The sequence below is a fragment of the Peribacillus saganii genome (genome assembly GCF_003429095.1).
Classification (GTDB): domain Bacteria; phylum Bacillota; class Bacilli; order Bacillales; family DSM-1321; genus Peribacillus; species Peribacillus saganii.
The window spans coordinates 1-16,583 of sequence record NZ_QVTE01000019.1; the positions used below are offsets into that span (position 1 = coordinate 1).

Below are 16,583 nucleotides of genomic sequence, written 5' to 3' on the forward strand. Positions count from 1 at the left end.
CCCACCCGCTATATGATACGACCTATGCTCGGCCGCACACGCACCCGTTACTTGAATAAGGCTAAATTGTTTATATACCATTACTGTTGTTCACACTTGAAATTTTTAAGTGCTTGTATGAATTCATTTATGTTATATAACATTACATCTGGTTGAACACCAAACTCTAATGTCTGATAATTTGGCAACCACTGTACTCCGATAGTATGTACATTAGCTTGTTTACCAGCCAAAATGTCAGCGTCACTATCTCCTAAAAAATAGCATCGGTGTTTTTTATGTTAAGCAGTGCCAATGCCTTGTTCAATCCTTCTGGATGAGGTTTTGGTATAGAAACATCATCACCAGTGATTATGACATCAAATAAGTTATTCATACTAAGGCAATCTAAAGAGATAAGCAAACTTCTGCTAGCTTTTCCTGTTACAATCCCCAATTTATAACCTTCTCTTTTTAAAAACAGGAGTAAATCGTTAATCTCCTCATTCTCAAGAACAAGTTCTTGCTGTGTTTTTCACTATACTTCTCATAATATAATTCAATTGCTTTGTCATGATTTGAATCCATAAGTTTCTCTGATGATTCCAGTCTCAGATGGACCGAACATAGCCTTTATCTCATCTGGAGTAACCTCTTTGTTGTCAAAGTCCTTAAATACAGCTTGAAATGCATAAAAACAAACTGGCAAAGTATCAGCAAGAGTACCATCAAAATCAAAAATTACGGCTTTTAATAGTAACACGACCTTTTCACTTTATTAAACCACAAATTACAATTAAAGGAGGAAATGCTAATATTCAATATTGGTATATAGAGACTTCTCAACTTCTGGAAGGAATGTGTAGATACTCTTACCAAGTAATGTTTCTAATTCCTTCTTTATACCGTAGAAACCCTTCCAATGCAAAGCAGTATGTTTGTTTGTCCCGTGCCGTAAACCAACTGAAACTAATCTTCTTTCAAGTGTGGTAAATCCCTCTGTTTCCAGTTAACTTACCGATCTTAGCAGCCGCAAAATAGCCGATTGAACCGAAGTGACCGACAGCAATGTCATCACTTCCTGTGATTTCTCTTACTGTTGGCTGCAATAAGGCTGGAAGCAATACCATAAGCGCCCCGAGAATCAATGACCCAATAGCAACCAGTGCGAAGCCGTTCAATCCTGATGTGGACAAAACCGCTGCCAGAAGGCATGCCATAAACATGGTGTGATGCCCTGTCAAAAATATATATTTGAATTTCGTAAATCTGGCAAGAAGGATATTCACCAGCATCCCTACCAGCATAATCATGGCCGTTTCGGCTCCGAAGCTATTTTGTGCCAATGCAACGATAGCTTCATTATTCGGAATGACTACTTCAATGTTAAATGCTTTTTCGAACATCGAACCGAAGATATCCAATGCCCCTATTAAAACTGAGGCACCTGCACCCAATATGATGAATCCCATGATGGTCTTTAATGTCCCGGAGACAACGTCAGCTATCCCCTTTTTCTGAAGCAAGAGACCGAATAGGGCAAAGAGGCCAACCAAAATAGCAGGTGTCCCTAAAATATCCTTCATAATCAAATCATACATACTATTTCGCCTCCGGGATATGTGTCCTTAACATCTCTTTGATTTCATTCAGATTAACCATATTGATTACGGGGATGACTTTTTTCTTTCCATCGCTTAATTGCTCCATGATTTCGGGTGATCCGATGTAATAGTCAGCGCTTTCAGTTTTGGCACTTGCAAGGTCCATATTCTTGCATTCACCATCAATACCAAGTTCCTTCAAAGCCTTGTTAACATTCAAGGAAAGCATAAAGCTAGTTCCTAGACCGTTTCCGCAAACCGCTAAAATTTTCATAAAAAAATCCTCCTAAAATAAATTGCTTACATCTTCATATTTTTTTGCTGATAAAAGCACGCTGACATTTTCTTCATTTGCAAGAAATTCCGAAATTTCTTGCAGTAATTCCAAGTGTGAAGACTTATCATCGGCGGCTAAGACAAAGAAGATCTTCGCCGTTTTACCCTCGTCAAAGAGAACACTTTCTTCGGTGATCATGAGACTGATCCCCATTTGATTTACCCCATCTTCAGGTCTCGCATGGGGCATTGCTACTTCAGGCATCAAAACTATATAGGGCCCAAAGTTCTTTACATTAGAAATCATCGCCTCTACGTATCTGGCTTCGATATACCCTTGCTTTAATAATGGTTCAGAAGCAGCATGTATGGCTTCTTCCCAGTCTTTTGCACCTTGTATAAATTGGACCATTTCGTCCGTCAGTTTGGATCGAAGCATGTTTTCTCCCCCCTCTCTGATTAGTTCTTGATGTTCTATGTCTCTAGTACGGCACAAAACCATAAAAAAAGAGACGGATTTTTACCGCATATTGCGGAAAATTCCGTCTTTTGACTCTGATGCTTTCAATCGTTCAACTATTTCTTTGTTTTCGCCTAAATAACCTATTTCCTCAAACACATGCTTGATGTCTTCGTCTTTTGTTTTCTTTAAGGCTAACATGAATACAACGGAAACATATTCCCGCTTCCAAAGGACAGGTTCTTTCAAAACCGCCATTGCGATACCTTTTTTTAAGACATTTTTTGGATGGCCATGGGGTATGGCAATTTCTCCCCCAATGGTTGTAGGGGCTATTTTTTCTCTCTCGTTTACATCGTTTATGTATTCTTTGTTCACATGCCCTTTGTCTTCTAGTAATTTACAAAGAGATTCTAAAATTTCGCCAGGTTCTTCGACTTTATTTTTCAATAAGATCAAATCTTCATCCACATATTTTTTCAGAGCGGCGAACTTCGATACTTGTTTGGCTTCAAGCCCTGAGATAAACGTTTTAATTTTTTCTTCCTCCTCTTTAGGAAGCAAGGGAGAAACCGTGACAACAGGCAGGTCAATTCCGCTTATGGGAATTGTACTGATGATAAAATCAGGGCGAGTCTCTGTTATTGCATCGTCCAGATCTTCCGCAGCCACACAGTTAATTATGTCCAGTGAATGGAACTTTCTTTCCATCTTTGTTGTCAGCAATTGGGACATCCCGATTCCCAGCGAACATACAACGATGGCTCTTCTATTTTTTCCATCAATTTTATTCAGGCGTTCTTTTGAAGCTTCAAAATGAAGCACCAAATAACCGATTTCATCTTCAGGAAAACCAAATCCGACCATCTCTTCAATTTCCTTCGTTACATGAAAAAGTGTATCAAACAGATACGGATATGTTTTTTTGATGTCGTTTAAAAGCGGGTTTCTATAATACAGTCCATGTTCTATTCTCTCAAATGCCGACTGCATATGAACGGCCAAGTTTTGAAAGAGCTGTTCATCTTTTTCATGTTCAACATTTGTGTGATAGGACATTTTCTTAATGAGTGCGGTTAAAAATGAAAACATTTTTGGCGGTAAATCACCGTGTTTCGGGATTGAAGTATTTTTTTCTTTTGATCCCAATATATGCAGCAGGAAGTAGCCTATTTCTTCTTCTGGAAACCTCATAACAAATGTTCTTTCCAGTTCGTTTAAATGCTTTTCTACAACATGATATTCTTTCTTACTTTTCAAGTTTTCCAAATCCTGTTTTGTCATGCTAATGATTTGTTTTTCCTTGATTCTTTTTACAGTGATCAGAAGATGAAAAATTAAATTATGAAAAGATTCCTTTGTAAATTCCTTGTTTAACTCTTTTTCTATCTTCTTTATTCGCTCCGTTACCTGGGCTAATTCATAATCTGCAAACCAAGTTTCATACAAATCTCTTAGATTTTCATCTTTTCCTAAGTGGTGTATGCGCGAAAGAGCCGCTCTTTTATGCTTCTCATCACCAATCAGCCGAAGACCCACCTTTTTCCTGGACTCAATCGAGAGGCCGAATAATTCCAGCCAGGATTCCAATTCTTTTAAATCCTGTTTAATCACATGCTTACTGACAAAAAACCGTTCGCTTAATTCCAGAAGCGACAATGTTTTATCATCTTTTATCAGCAATGATAATATTTCTGTCTTTCTATTTATGTCACTGCCATGATTGTTTCGCTGCCCATCTTCCATTAGGGAAAATAATCTCTTCTTCTCATCTCTGGCAATATCGATTCTGACCCCGATGTTCGGTTTTCTAATAATAGTTGCCTGAAATTCTTTTTGTAGCCAATTTGTTTAAAATCATTCCTTACCGTTTTTTCCGAACAATCCAGCATCTTAGCGATCTGATTTATCGTAATAAACTCTTTATCTTCTTTCCCCGAAAGTATATGTATGATCTGTTTTTGTCTTTTATTCATCGGCCACCTCTATTTTTTTCTCTGTCCCCTGAGGGTTGGAAGCCAAAGGCATTATTCTTTCATTTTATAGTAAATTCGTATTAAAAAAAACAATAAAAATCTGTTACACAATTAGGCTCATATGAAAAAGAAATAATTCATAGAAGTAATTCCAGTTGATTTCGGCCATAGGACTCTTCTACTAATGTCATCGTTTGTACCACTTTTTGTCAAAGATTTTACCAGGCATTGTAACCCTCTTAACAAATAAAAAACTCCTCTCATTACTATTTTGTAATGCGAAGGAGTTTTGTTAATCATTTAGGATTCTTCCAGCTGTAAAGAACTCATATATTATTTTTTCTTATTCCTCGCGGTTTTACAATTCATTCCGTTTCCTTCATTCCCTCAATGACCCGTAAATGATTGTACCGTTTTGGCTTTTTTGCATTTTCCCTAATCCGGTGCAGCAGCCCCGCATAAAATGCTTCTGGATTCTTTTGGATTTCCTCTCGTGTGGCTTTTTTTCGCTTTTTCATTCGCTATTACTCCTTGTTATTAAATCTCTCTTGCGGATCCTCCTCAGTTGGTTGTATTTATGAAATAAGTATATAACATAATTTGGAAGAGGTGTTGTGACATTTGTTTTGCCATTCAATGTAAAACAAAATTTCATTAAAATGATTGGCAGAAGCCATAAAATATTACCTTGAAACATTTAATAGGCCAGGGGCTAATAGCTCCTGACCAAATCACTCTATTTATAAAATTTTTTCTCACTTAGCCTTCCGCTCAAAATGATAATGCAGCCTATACTCACATATCTCCCTTGTCCAGTCATACAAAATTTCCTCGTCTTCCGGCACTACATCAAAATTCAATTCAAAGATCCCATTTTCAAATGAAACAAGGCCATTTGAACTCCCGCTCCATTTGCTCATCGGCATGTTTGAAATAAGTGTGCTTACACCGTCTTCATTATATACCCATAACCGTCTGGATGACTTGTCCGAGAAGTCAATCTTCTTGCGATATTCTGTTTCTGTTAGATATTGGTGGAAAAATGGTGCAACTTCAGTTGGGGTTATCGGTTTATACCAATCTGAAGCTCCCCGGTTCAGCATTGCAAGTAAAACTACCATTTTATAGCTCTTTGCCATGCCGGTTTTTTCCACTTCCACTAACCAGTTCGCGTATCGGTCAAACACTTCCAGCTCCCTCACGGAGAGCTCCCCAGCCCAATTAAGGAATCCCGCGTACGATTTAAATTCCTGGCGATATTGAATCGATTCCGACCGGCCATTTAAGTGAAGCTCCAGATAGGATGGCCTTCTTCCCTGCTCCTGCTTAAGGATCAAATAATCACTCAGCAGTTTGTCTTTTCGTGGATGCTTCTTTCTGGCCATTTCCTGCAGCAAATCTATAACCCGCAGTTCCAAATCAATTTCACATGATGCTGGAACAGACGGCTCGATCTTTTTTGATCCGGAGGCATCTCGCATTGTATCAAACAGACTCATCTTGATATCTGCATTCCGATAGTTCCCTATCAGGTCGATAATGGTGCAATATTCTTTTTCGGGATAAAGCCTTAAACCACGGCCCACTTGCTGGGTAAAAACAGCCAGCGATTCTGTGGGCCGTACGAAAAGAAGCGTATCGACGGGAGGTATATCAACACCCTCGTTAAAAAGATCCACTGTAAAAATAACATCAAGCTCACCTATTCCAAGCTGCTTGATCGCTTCGCTCCTGCTCACACCAACCTGCTTGGAATGCAGGCTGACTGTTTTATACCCATGCTCATTAAAGTAATCTGATAAGAAGATAGCTTGCCTAATCGACGAGCAAAACCCAATTGTGCGGGTTTGTTTTTTTTCATTCCATGCCTGCAATATCCGCTCTGCCAAATCCTCGCGTAATTGCGCCTCCAGCAGTTCTGCTTCATCATATCTATTGCCCAGCCAGGTAATCTGGCTGTAGTCGGTCTCATCATAAACACCGTAATACTTAAAAGGTGCAAGCCATTCTCTGCTGATAGCTGCCAGAAAATCCAGCTTATAGGCTACATTTCCCTCACAGATTGCATAAACATCCTTATTATCATTTCGGTCAGGTGTAGCCGTTATTCCCAATAAAAAAGCAGGATTAAAGTAATCGAGAACACGTTTATAGGAGTCTGCTGCTGCATGGTGGAATTCATCCACAATAATTAAATCGAAATCTGCAGGGTGAAAAGACTGCAAATGTCTTTGGGAGCTAAGGGTAAATATAGATGCGAAAATAGTGTTTGCAATTTCTTCCTTTACTTTCCCATTATATATACCGTACGTTTTCTCGGGCATAATCATCTGAAAAGAACGCCTTGCCTGGTACAATATTTCTTCCCGATGGGCAATAAATAGTACTCGCTTGAACTTCTGTGCAAAGAAACCCGCTAAGTACGTTTTGCCAAGACCAGTTGCCATTACCACTAACGCTTTGCTGTAACCCTCTTCCAGTGTCTTATTCAATTCTTCCAATGCTTCCGGCTGGGCAAAACGAGGCTGGATGGATCCATACGGAAGCTTAGATTCCATTACTAAACCTGCTGAAGAATTGCTTTCCTCCTCAGAAGGCAGCATTAAATTTAGTTCTTCTGTTTCGGTCCAATTATGAACCAAGCCGGGGTTCTTCCTTTGACTCTCTTCATACCTGGCTTTGTATTCTTTAAGAGTTTCTTCATTTAAAGGAATAGTTTGAGAAGAATAAAAAGTCTCTAAGAAAAGTTGAAAACCCTGTCGAAAGACATCTTTCTCGTCACTTATACAGATATTCCATTCTACTCCATTACCCAATGCGGATCTTGATAGATTAGAAGAACCTACAAACAAGCACTCGTGATCTTCCGATTCAAAGAGATAAGCCTTCGGGTGGAAGGATACTCCATTGCTCCTCCAAATCCTCACTTCTATCTGGCTGTCTAGTTCTAAAAGCAATTCCAGCGCTTCTGGCTGGGTAACAAATAAATAATCTCCGGTACAAATCTTGATTTCAGCCCCGCGATCGGCCGCTGCCTTTAAGGAACTCTTTAAATAATCAACACCAGACTTCATAACAAATGATGTAAGAATGAAAATTGATGAAGCCGACTCAATCTGCTTTTTAATATGGTGCCCAAGCTGGTGTGTGATTAACTGAATATTACTCATCTTCGACCTCTATTAAAAAAATCTTTTCTTTAAAACCACCGCGCTCCGCTGCTTTCCTGCTGCGCACTTGTTCAACTTCCTGAATTGAAGAACCGTGGTGTTCAGCGAATGCGTGAATGATCTCAAGTAAATCTGCTAGTTCTTCAATGGCTTCATCCTTATTTGTAGTAGCCATATATTCCTCGAGTTCTTCATAACTCTTCTTTTTCAATTCTGCTATATATTCTGCTTCATCTAATATTCTTGTAGAAAAACGCCTACCTGTACTTTCAATAACCTGGGGTATACGGTCACGGACTAACTTATTGTAGAGTGGCATTGTTTTTCCTCCTGATAAGGGTTTGATAACTTTTATTATAACAAATTAGGTTATCTTAAATGTATTGCTATCACACTTAAGGTTCTCTTTTTAAGTTCTGTAGTCCTAAAAAATCAAGAGTAATATAAAATTAATTATGTATTATAATCGATTGAATCATTATTTACGGAGATTGATAAAAAAAATTAAGAAGTTAGTAAAATTTAGCAGCTGTTATCGAAAATGAAAAACAAGAAATTTTATGTGCGTTACGATCCCCAGATATGTCCATGTAAAATATGTGGGAGTTTCCTGGGGCAAATATAAAGATCTTTACAGCCTTAAAAAGAGAAATAAACGAGGAACTAGATTGTACTATTGATATTTATCAAACTTTTAATGAACATACCCATGAATACGAGACATTTTTTATTAATTTAATTTCAGTTAAGTATACTATTATCGCAGGTACACCAAAGCCAATGATCATTCTAAACCGTTTAGCAAAATCTATCATCATTAGCGTGGACTCCTGCGAATATACCTGTCAGTTGAAAAGCAATAAACGAAAAATGGTCTTCTCACGCTGAGAAGACCATTTTTTAAGTTTCGTCCTTTTCAATATTATTAACAGAGTAAATAGTTACAAGTAAAAAAAATTGTTTGTCTTTACGAACATTCTTTCGTATGATAATATTCGGGGTATAGAAATTCTACATTCGTAGAATAAAATACTCTAAATATAATGAAACGAGCGAGATAAATATGCCTTTTTCATATGATAAGTTATGGAAATTAGCTGCTGATATGGGTATGAACAAAACCACTTTACGTGATGTATCTGGAATAACATCAGCATCTTTGGCTAGATTAAGTAAAAATGAAAATGTTAGAATGGATGTACTGGAACGAATTTGTATTTGTTTAGAGTGTAATATAGAAGATATAATAGAGTATGTTCCGGAGAGGAAAAAAATGAATAATAAGAACAATCTTAAATTTATAGATTTGTTTGCTGGTATTGGTGGCTTTAGACTTGCAGGTGAAGAAAATGGCATGGAATGTGTTTTCTCATCAGAAATCGATAAATTTGCTTGTGAAGTATATAAAAATAACTTTGGGGAAATTCCCTATGGAGATATAACGAAAATAGACGCAATAAATATCCCAGATTTTGATGTACTTTTTGCCGGTTTTCCTTGCCAACCCTTCAGTTATGCAGGACAATTACAAGGATTTGAAGATGAAATACGAGGCACCCTCTTCTTCGATATAGTGAGAATTTTAAAAGAGAAAAAACCTCAAATGTTTCTACTAGAAAACGTCAAAGGGTTAAAATCTCATGAAAAGGGGAAGACCCTAGAGATAATATTGGAGCATCTTGATCAACTGGGCTATCACGTACATTGGACTATTTTAAATAGTCTACATTTTGGTGTCCCACAATCTAGGGAAAGGTGGTATTGTGTAGGATTTAAAAAAGATGTTGCCTTTAGCTTTCCTACACCTACAAACAAAAAGGTTACCCTCGGTGACATAATTGATTGGGAAGAAAACAACAACCCTTCTCTTAAGCTAAGTGATTTTGAAATTAATAGGATTAACCATCACTTTAATACTTGTCCTCTTGAATCACCTAATCAAATTAGAGTAGAACATGATAATTCAAAATATGCACCCAATACAAAGAAAGGCAAATATGGGGTATTTTCTTATTTAAAACCAGATAAAACCTTGCGTTTTCATGTGGGTGATTTTGCTAAAACTCAAATACAAGAAGCATATTACTGTAATTTAGGCAGCTTTGCCCCATCCATTATCGCTGCTAGAGCACCAAAATTATGGGATTTAGGTCGCCATCTCTCGGACCGAGAATGTGCTCGATTACAAGGATTTCCAGAAAACTTTAAATTGGCAAATTCCTCAGTTCAGGCTAAGAAACAACTTGGTAATTCTGTAACGGTAACTGTTATTTCAAAAATTATTAAAAATATGCTACATGCTTACGAAGCATCTATTCCATCAGAAAAGCAGTTGGAGTTAATTGATATACACTAAGAAAGATGCGTCCTAGAAAATTTGGGACGCATCTTTTTCTTATAGGGCTCAACTTAATCAATTAAATGTAGAGTCCTTTTTATTTGATCTACAAAAGTTGTATTACGTTTCTTAATGGGTTGGGAAAAGTCCACTGAAAAGGCAAATAAATTTGTTTCTTTAAAGCTAGCGATATTTATTCTTACAGGTTGAAGAGGACCATAATTTGGATATATTAATCCGCCATAATTCGAATTTAGTGCGTAAGAGTAAAATAGTAGTTGGTATAAATCAGATAATTCACCAATTTTTTTGTGATTAGAGATGTCCTTATTCTTTGCATCAAGTACGGCAAATGCTGAATTAGTATTATTATGGTAATCAATCATAATATCTGGGGAATAAGATTTAATATATTCCTCAGAGCCAACTTTAAATTTCCCCATCTGTTTTGGTTGATCCCACTTCGTAACACTTAACTTAAGATTATTCAAAAGGACTTTTCTGACATACTTTTCAAATAAATTATTTGAATTTACCAAATAAGAAGAACTTGTAACTTGATTTCTTTTTAGATTAATTTTCAGGTCTTTTAAAATTTTCTCCGCTAACCCAATTACTATTGGATACTTCTGATTTTCGAAGAAGATTTTTTCTCCTTTTTCTAATAGGATGAGTGATAATTCAGCAATATCGACATCAATGTCATCAAAATAAGAGTTCACTAGCGCATGCAACTTAATATGCTTATCTTTCCTGCCTAAAATCCTAACTTTATCCAAAGCTAACTTAATAATTTTATTATATGAAGTGTTCAAAGTATGAACTTCATATTCAATTGGAATTTTATCTTGAAGCAAATTTATAGGAGAAATGTTTTCGATCAAGATCTTTCCTCGTACTTGATTTGTTTCTTCTCTTACCTTTACAAAGTCTCCTTCTACACCATGATTAACTAAATCAAATGTTTCCTTTAAGAAAAGATCTATAAGATTTTCTTGTATTCCAAAACTCTCATTCTCCCCCAACAAACTACTGATTTTGTCATCTAATAGCCCCTCGTTATACAATTGCATTTCTAAATAATGATTTGAAGAGAGTTTGGATATACGTGGTTGAATATTTAAAACCAAATCCCTGATACGGATGCTGCCTATGGTATAGTTATCAAAAACTATCGTTTCTCCTTGTAATACCATAGGCAAACCATTATTCTCTTTTAGAAATTGTTTAAACTCATCAACATACCTCTTATCTAAGGTATAAGAAGAATTCTCGTAAATATTAATAACGTTCATATTAGCTCAAATATTCCTTTACAGCCTGTACAAACTCCGCACCGGTTGGTTGACTATACAATTTTTCTCCAAGTACGCTCGTTATCAAATCAGCGTTTCCATTACAGTAATCCTCAATTAAAGGAACAACAACGAAGTTAAACAGGTATGCAAAATCGTCTGTAGGCCATAAGTATTTCTCGGTTTCTACCGAATAGACATAATCCTTTAAAAAAATAGCATGTCCTATTACCATTTCTTTATTACTCAAAATTGAGAACAAATTTTGATTAATTTTTGCTAACAAGTCAGCTATAGAAAAATCGTTTCCTTCAATTTTAGCCTTATCAATTAGGATTCCAATATCAGGTTTACAATATATTTGATAAAAACGCCTTTTTATAGCGTAATCTATACGACCAACAGTCCGATCAGTTGTATTCATTGTCCCTATTATTTTCATGTTATCTGGTAAATAATAATCTCTTTCTTCTCCATTAAAAGATAGTTTCAGAGTTTCTCCTCGGTCTAATAATTGAATCATTTCTCCAAATACCTGACTGACATTGGCACGGTTAATCTCTTCAATTATTAATAAAAATTCCTTATCCTGGTTGTTGCTATCTAAAATGGCGTCCTCTATAAATGTAATTAACTCACCTTTTTTATCCCTAAGACTTCCGTTTTCTAAAATTTTCCCACCAATAAAATCTTGGTACGAATATTGAGGATGGAATTGAATTCTTTTTACAATATGGAAACGATCTGATAATCCTTTAGCCAAGAATGACTTTGATGTTCCAGGAGGACCCATGAAAATTGCTTGTTTGGCCTTTTTAATTAGTTCCTCGTAGAAATCAATACTTAAATTTGAACCACTTTGTAACGAATTTCCTCCACCATATTGAATTAGCGAATTAGGAGTTTTCGGTGCCTCATTATCTACAGTTTCAAATTTTTCAACCCACTCTGGATTTTTTTCATGATTACCAATTAAGGATCTGACATAATGTGAAGTGACCCTTTGTTTAGTGTATTCAAGACTGATTTGGGTACTAGTGGAAAAAATAAATGTTTTCTCCTCTTCAGTTATATTAAAATAGCTAATGAAATTATTAATTATGTTAGATAGAGGAACTTCATATGGAAACTCATTAAACCTTACACACCAAATACTTAAAGCGTCCAACGGTACTTTATCTTCCATGTCCCTAAAAAATTCTAAATAATTGTGTTTTAACTTTATTGAATTAGGATTATCAGGAGCGTTGGTTATAATAGATTTCCATTGCCGTCCCCCACCTGTAACATTGTTAATTAATCTTTGTGTCGACCACATTTGAAGTGCCTCTGTAGGATTTTTACCCCAATTAGCCATAGCCAAAGGATTAATAAAGTTATACTTTTCCTTTAAGTAATCTTCAGAAATGAATAAGTAAGCTAATTGTCTTGTCGCTTCTAGCAGTTTCCTTTTTGTAGACTCTACTGATAATTCAAGATACTCATGTTGAGATAGTCCTGCGTGTTTTAAAATGAACAAAGTAAACAGTTCATTATCATGCTTACAATTAATATTTGAAAGAATTTTATAGCTTTCGGATACTGTGGTCTCGCTCAAGTAGCAACTTTCCATTTGTCTACTCCCTTTTTTCAAAAATATACTATTTGGAATAAATTAACACTTAAATCTAATATACTATTTTACTATTGTAGATCCAACTCTTTTTCATTACCAGTTCTTTAAATAATTTATGCCACAAACCTAAAGGATTCTCGATTTGGCCAATCATCTGGATAAAGATACTAGCTTAGGATTCTTGACAATTTTTCTTCAACTTTCCCAGTTCCCTAGACTTAATTACGATTCAGCCTATGTTCCCTGCTCCGAAACTTCTTTTTATAGAGTATATACGATCTCTAACTTATTTTTCAGTCCAACTAAGTGGGAGCGTTTCCATTATTGTATATTGAAAATTGCGCAACGTCTCCTCTCCCAATAGCCTTTTCAACTTCACATTCCCTCCATTGCCATTTTCCATGCGGAGCCAATATACTTGTTTCCCATTGCCGGTGTCTACAATTATGTAAATACCTAAAACTACTCTTAACATTTGATGTTAGTCACAATAAGCATCCGGATAGTTAATGATATTCTTCAGTTCGTCATTCGTAAAAATGAAATCCATGTATCCGAAAATGCCTGACGAATCTTTTGGGTAGGATTTCCATAACTTCCTTGTGATTCTTTAGGAAACCATTTATTCCCCTGGACAGTCGCTTCACCCTAGTTGATTATGAAGGCGGTCGTTCAAATCATCGAACCGATCTACTCTTTCGAGTAAATAAAAATAATTACTACCCGGTTTAAAAATGACGGAATAGTAGAAGTTGTTTTTGATAATTTAAATTTGAGCCACTTTTATACGATTTGATCACATAAAAAATGAGCCACTCAATTTTCAATTCTATTAACCTCTCTTATGATAGAAAGTGACCAAACTTACTTCATTAGAGAGGACGAATAGGATGATCGAAAAGGCTCAATTTCATAATATCAAATTCTTAAAAGAGGTTGAAGGTTTATCGCAAAGGCAAATCGCCACAAAACTTGGAATTTCTCGAAACACTGTAAGTAAATACCTTAAAAATAATACAGCACCAACAACAGTCTTACGAAAAAATGTTTATGGAACAAAGGAGTATTCTTCAGAAACAAAACGGGTTATTCCAATTATTGATCGATGGTTAGAAAATGACCTAAAGAACTGGCAGAAGCATACCGCAATTAAGATTTTTAGAAGATTACAAAATGAATATGATTTTAAAGGCTCTGCCTCCAACATTCGTAAAATCGTAGCCAAACGCAGGCAACAAATTCAGGAAGCCTTTATTCCTTTGGATTTTCAACACGGCCACCAATTCCAATTCGACTGGGGAGAGGCGGATATTATTCTACAGGGTAGAAACAACGCATTTTCCTCTTCTGCGTTCAGCTCTCGGCCAGCCGTATGCGATTTGCCAGAGCGTATCTCCACGAAAAACAGGAAGCATTCCTGGATGGCTTTGTTCACGCGTTTGAGTTTTTAGGAGGAGTACCAACAGAGGGTCTACTTGATAATCTTAAAACAGCGGTACTAAAAATCTTACAAGGAAGAGATCGGTTAGAACAGGAGTCATTCATTGGGATTCAAGCACATTACGTGTTTAAAGCCGAATTCTGTAATCCTGCAAGTAGTAACGAAAAAGAGGACCTTCATCCCCTTCCAACGAATCGCTTTGAAGCTTGTAAGCTTATATCATGTAAAGTTAATAAAACTTCCCTTATTACCGTGGAAACGAATCGTTATTCTGTACCAAGTAACTATGTAGGTCAAGCTGTATGGGCAAAAATTTTTGTCGATCGTGTAATCGTAGTGGCTCAAAACCGTGTGATCGCTGAACACACTCTCTCCTATGATCGTAATCAGATGATTACCGTTCTTGACCACTAATTAGAAGTATTACTTAATAAACCACGGGCAATCCGAGACGCTCACATTCCAATCCACTGAAATCCCTGATGTATTCAAGCGATTTCATTTAAAAATGCGCGAGCAAGAAGGGTCTGTGGGCGATAGAAAGTTCATTCGACTTCTCCTCCTCCATCGTGATATTGTATGGATAATTTAACGAAAGCCTTATTGGAAGCAGAGAAATCGCAAGTTTTCCGATATGAGATGGTTCATGAAATCATACAAAGGCTTACAAACCAGTTCATACCGATCAGTACTCTTCCTACGGACAAAACACCTGTCAATCTTCGTGATTATAAAGTGAACAAGTCCAATATAGAACAGTACGGTCAATTGACAGGAGGCACGGGAAAATGACAACTGAATTACTTTTAGATCACTTAACTAAACAATTAAGGATTCCGACAATCGCAGCACAATATCGTTCTCTGGCAAGAGAGGCTGAGGATCGTAACTTAAGTTACGAGGAATTTCTATTGGCTTTACTAGAAGCAGAATCAGAATCTAGAGAAGAAAATCAAAGACAAAGAAGGCTAAAACAAGCTGCTTTTACTGTCCAAAAAACACTAGATAGTTATGATTTTAGTTTGATGCCAAGTCTGAATAGGAATCGCTTTCTGACCCTTTCAAAGGGAGATTTCGTGGAAAAGAAGGAAAACATAATATTTTTAGGTAACAGTGGGACCGGAAAGTCACATCTGGCAACGGGGCTCGGCATTGAAATGATTAAAAATGGCTATAAGGTTAAGTTTATCTCAGCTGCAGAAATAGTAGAAGAGCTTCTTTTGGCTAATGAAGAACATAAGTTAGGTGCGATGGAAAAGAGGTGGCTCAAATTTGTTTTGATCATCATAGATGATCTCGGCTACGTGCCATTTACTAAGATTGGCTCTGAGCTCCTTTTCCAATTCTTTGCCGGTCGATATGAGCGAGCTAGCGTTATGATAACTACGAATCTAGAATTTACGGAATGGACCTCTATATTTGGAGATGAAAAAATGACCGCAGCCCTTCTAGACCGATTAACCCATAGGGCTCATATCCTCCTACTAAACGGAGAATCTTATCGATTTAGACAAAGTATGAAACAAAGGGAAGAAAGCGACCAGTAGCATGGGCGCGCGAGGAGTTTAGGGGAGTTTGCCCCTCGGGGCAAACTCCCCTAAACTCCCAATCCTCCCCCAAATATGGAAATAACACAGAATGAAGTGGCTCACTTGCCTGCGGGAGAGTATATAAGAGATGCAGCAAGGAAAAATATTAAAGCATAAATGACCAAACTTGATCCTAAGAAGATTGAAGCAATTTAGTTCCATTTGTATTTGTCAATATTAATTTGAGCCAGAGTGATCACTTCAAACTTGTATAGTAATTAAATCTAGATGGGATATTTGTAATTATCTCAATACTTACATCTTCATTTAGCGATCTAAGAATATCGAATAAATCATCACTCTTTTTTGAAATATTATATGTTAATATTTTTACTTGTTTTGAAATAGAAAAGTCAACTAAGATATCTTGATAACCAAAGCCATTCTTTGATGAAACGAACGTTCCTCCATTAAAATCAATTTTAGTAGGTTCCATTTACTCTCTCCTATTTTTTATTTTGTCTAACTGAAACTATCATTCTAAATTGAGATATTCAGCAATAATTTGCTGGGAATGCCCGAATTTTAGCACCCAATCCGAGGGTGAATGGAACCCTAGATAAGGCTCTTGTATTCATGATCTATTGTTAGTCCAACAGTCTTCCATCTTGTAATCAAATTAGTGAATTTAAAAGTGATTATGGGACGATGTAAACGATAAACTAAAATCAACAGTTTTCCACAAATAAGGATAAACAGATTCCAACAAATAAGAATCCACAGTTTACCCTTAATGAACCCACTTTCTATATACTTAAATCAGTCTATGGAAAGTGAGGAATAAACAGGAGTGGAAAGGCTGATGATTTACAACGAGATTCATAGGCTTCGCGGTGAGGG

At 36.5% G+C, this 16,583-nt stretch carries 15 protein-coding genes and 4 pseudogenes; 5 read left to right on the top strand and 14 right to left on the bottom strand.

What is annotated here, in order from left to right; translation table 11 throughout:
• Positions 1-80: 80 nt before the first annotated feature.
• The 11 genes and pseudogenes from D0469_RS21975 to D0469_RS08440 form a co-directional block, all read right to left on the bottom strand.
• Positions 81-239: pseudogene (locus D0469_RS21975) on the bottom strand (HAD family hydrolase); the annotation flags it as partial.
• Between the two features lie 14 nt (positions 240-253).
• Positions 254-742 (bottom strand): annotated as a pseudogene (locus tag D0469_RS08400) (HAD family hydrolase).
• A 48-nt stretch (positions 743-790) separates the two neighbouring features.
• Positions 791-985: pseudogene (locus D0469_RS21565) on the bottom strand (HD domain-containing protein); the annotation flags it as partial.
• Positions 978-1,580: pseudogene (locus tag D0469_RS08410) on the bottom strand (PTS transporter subunit IIC); the annotation flags it as partial. The pseudogenes D0469_RS21565 and D0469_RS08410, both read right to left, overlap by 8 nt.
• A 1-nt stretch (position 1,581) precedes the next feature.
• Complete coding sequence (locus D0469_RS08415; protein ID WP_117326312.1) at positions 1,582-1,857, bottom strand: PTS sugar transporter subunit IIB; 276 nt, start codon at positions 1,855-1,857, stop codon at positions 1,582-1,584.
• 12 nt (positions 1,858-1,869) lie between these two features.
• Complete coding sequence (locus tag D0469_RS08420; RefSeq protein WP_158553390.1) at positions 1,870-2,298, bottom strand: PTS sugar transporter subunit IIA; 429 nt, start codon at positions 2,296-2,298, stop codon at positions 1,870-1,872.
• Between the two features lie 81 nt (positions 2,299-2,379).
• Positions 2,380-4,065, bottom strand: coding sequence for a BglG family transcription antiterminator (locus tag D0469_RS08425; protein ID WP_117326314.1), 1,686 nt, complete (start codon positions 4,063-4,065; stop codon positions 2,380-2,382).
• Complete coding sequence (locus tag D0469_RS08430; RefSeq protein WP_117326315.1) at positions 4,065-4,295, bottom strand: helix-turn-helix domain-containing protein; 231 nt, start codon at positions 4,293-4,295, stop codon at positions 4,065-4,067. The genes D0469_RS08425 and D0469_RS08430 overlap by 1 nt, the downstream gene beginning before the upstream one ends.
• Before the next feature lie 365 nt (positions 4,296-4,660).
• On the bottom strand, positions 4,661-4,813 hold the full coding sequence (locus D0469_RS21030; RefSeq protein WP_158553391.1) for a hypothetical protein: 153 nt from the start codon (positions 4,811-4,813) through the stop codon (positions 4,661-4,663).
• Between the two features lie 237 nt (positions 4,814-5,050).
• Complete coding sequence (locus D0469_RS08435) at positions 5,051-7,465, bottom strand: DEAD/DEAH box helicase family protein (protein WP_117326316.1); 2,415 nt, start codon at positions 7,463-7,465, stop codon at positions 5,051-5,053.
• Positions 7,458-7,784, bottom strand: coding sequence for a nucleoside triphosphate pyrophosphohydrolase (locus D0469_RS08440; protein WP_117326317.1), 327 nt, complete (start codon positions 7,782-7,784; stop codon positions 7,458-7,460). Before D0469_RS08440 ends, D0469_RS08435 begins: the two co-directional genes overlap by 8 nt.
• Positions 7,785-8,528: 744 nt before the next feature.
• Between D0469_RS08440 and dcm the strand changes: the two genes are divergently transcribed.
• Positions 8,529-9,821 (top strand): DNA (cytosine-5-)-methyltransferase, encoded by a 1,293-nt coding sequence (dcm, locus tag D0469_RS08450; RefSeq protein ID WP_117326318.1) that lies wholly within the window; start codon positions 8,529-8,531, stop codon positions 9,819-9,821.
• Between the two features lie 53 nt (positions 9,822-9,874).
• On the opposite strand, the gene D0469_RS08455 is transcribed toward dcm, so the two are convergent.
• Entirely contained in the window at positions 9,875-11,098 is a 1,224-nt protein-coding gene (locus D0469_RS08455) for a 5-methylcytosine restriction system specificity protein McrC (protein ID WP_117326319.1), read from the bottom strand.
• 1 nt (position 11,099) lies between these two features.
• Entirely contained in the window at positions 11,100-12,710 is a 1,611-nt protein-coding gene (locus tag D0469_RS08460) for an McrB family protein (RefSeq protein ID WP_117326320.1), read from the bottom strand.
• An 893-nt stretch (positions 12,711-13,603) separates the two neighbouring features.
• On the opposite strand from D0469_RS08460, the gene D0469_RS21570 reads away from it, so the two are divergent.
• The 4 genes from D0469_RS21570 (at position 13,604) to istB (ending at position 15,701) form a co-directional block, all read left to right on the top strand.
• Positions 13,604-14,164: a helix-turn-helix domain-containing protein gene (locus D0469_RS21570; RefSeq protein WP_233522987.1), complete on the top strand. Its 561-nt coding sequence runs from the start codon at positions 13,604-13,606 to the stop codon at positions 14,162-14,164.
• Entirely contained in the window at positions 14,086-14,568 is a 483-nt protein-coding gene (locus D0469_RS21575) for a Mu transposase domain-containing protein (RefSeq protein WP_233522988.1), read from the top strand. The genes D0469_RS21570 and D0469_RS21575 overlap by 79 nt, the downstream gene beginning before the upstream one ends.
• 165 nt (positions 14,569-14,733) lie before the next feature.
• Positions 14,734-14,946 carry a hypothetical protein gene (locus D0469_RS21580; RefSeq protein ID WP_233522989.1) on the top strand — a complete coding sequence of 71 codons (213 nt, stop codon included), beginning with the start codon at positions 14,734-14,736 and terminating at the stop codon, positions 14,944-14,946.
• Positions 14,943-15,701, top strand: a complete 759-nt coding sequence (gene istB / locus D0469_RS08470; protein WP_117326321.1) for an IS21-like element helper ATPase IstB — start codon at positions 14,943-14,945, stop codon at positions 15,699-15,701. The genes D0469_RS21580 and istB overlap by 4 nt, the downstream gene beginning before the upstream one ends.
• A gap of 238 nt (positions 15,702-15,939) precedes the next feature.
• Here the strand turns inward: istB and D0469_RS08475 are convergent, their stop codons facing one another.
• Positions 15,940-16,179 carry a hypothetical protein gene (locus D0469_RS08475; protein WP_117326322.1) on the bottom strand — a complete coding sequence of 80 codons (240 nt, stop codon included), beginning with the start codon at positions 16,177-16,179 and terminating at the stop codon, positions 15,940-15,942.
• Positions 16,180-16,583 lie beyond the last annotated feature (404 nt).

Excerpts from the sequence above, each read along its gene's own strand:
- D0469_RS08475 (WP_117326322.1), bottom strand. The coding sequence starts at position 16,179 with ATGGAACCTACTAAAATTGATTTTAATGGAGGAACGTTCGTTTCATCA.
- D0469_RS21030 (WP_158553391.1), bottom strand. The coding sequence starts at position 4,813 with ATGAAAAAGCGAAAAAAAGCCACACGAGAGGAAATCCAAAAGAATCCA.
- D0469_RS21575 (WP_233522988.1), top strand. The coding sequence starts at position 14,086 with ATGCGATTTGCCAGAGCGTATCTCCACGAAAAACAGGAAGCATTCCTG.
- dcm (WP_117326318.1), top strand. The coding sequence starts at position 8,529 with ATGCCTTTTTCATATGATAAGTTATGGAAATTAGCTGCTGATATGGGT.
- D0469_RS08415 (WP_117326312.1), bottom strand. The coding sequence starts at position 1,857 with ATGAAAATTTTAGCGGTTTGCGGAAACGGTCTAGGAACTAGCTTTATG.
- D0469_RS08460 (WP_117326320.1), bottom strand. The coding sequence starts at position 12,710 with ATGGAAAGTTGCTACTTGAGCGAGACCACAGTATCCGAAAGCTATAAA.
- D0469_RS08435 (WP_117326316.1), bottom strand. The coding sequence starts at position 7,465 with ATGAGTAATATTCAGTTAATCACACACCAGCTTGGGCACCATATTAAA.
- D0469_RS21580 (WP_233522989.1), top strand. The coding sequence starts at position 14,734 with ATGGATAATTTAACGAAAGCCTTATTGGAAGCAGAGAAATCGCAAGTT.
- D0469_RS08430 (WP_117326315.1), bottom strand. The coding sequence starts at position 4,295 with ATGAATAAAAGACAAAAACAGATCATACATATACTTTCGGGGAAAGAA.
- D0469_RS08455 (WP_117326319.1), bottom strand. The coding sequence starts at position 11,098 with ATGAACGTTATTAATATTTACGAGAATTCTTCTTATACCTTAGATAAG.
- D0469_RS08440 (WP_117326317.1), bottom strand. The coding sequence starts at position 7,784 with ATGCCACTCTACAATAAGTTAGTCCGTGACCGTATACCCCAGGTTATT.
- D0469_RS21570 (WP_233522987.1), top strand. The coding sequence starts at position 13,604 with ATGATCGAAAAGGCTCAATTTCATAATATCAAATTCTTAAAAGAGGTT.
- D0469_RS08420 (WP_158553390.1), bottom strand. The coding sequence starts at position 2,298 with ATGCTTCGATCCAAACTGACGGACGAAATGGTCCAATTTATACAAGGT.
- istB (WP_117326321.1), top strand. The coding sequence starts at position 14,943 with ATGACAACTGAATTACTTTTAGATCACTTAACTAAACAATTAAGGATT.
- D0469_RS08425 (WP_117326314.1), bottom strand. The coding sequence starts at position 4,065 with ATGGAAGATGGGCAGCGAAACAATCATGGCAGTGACATAAATAGAAAG.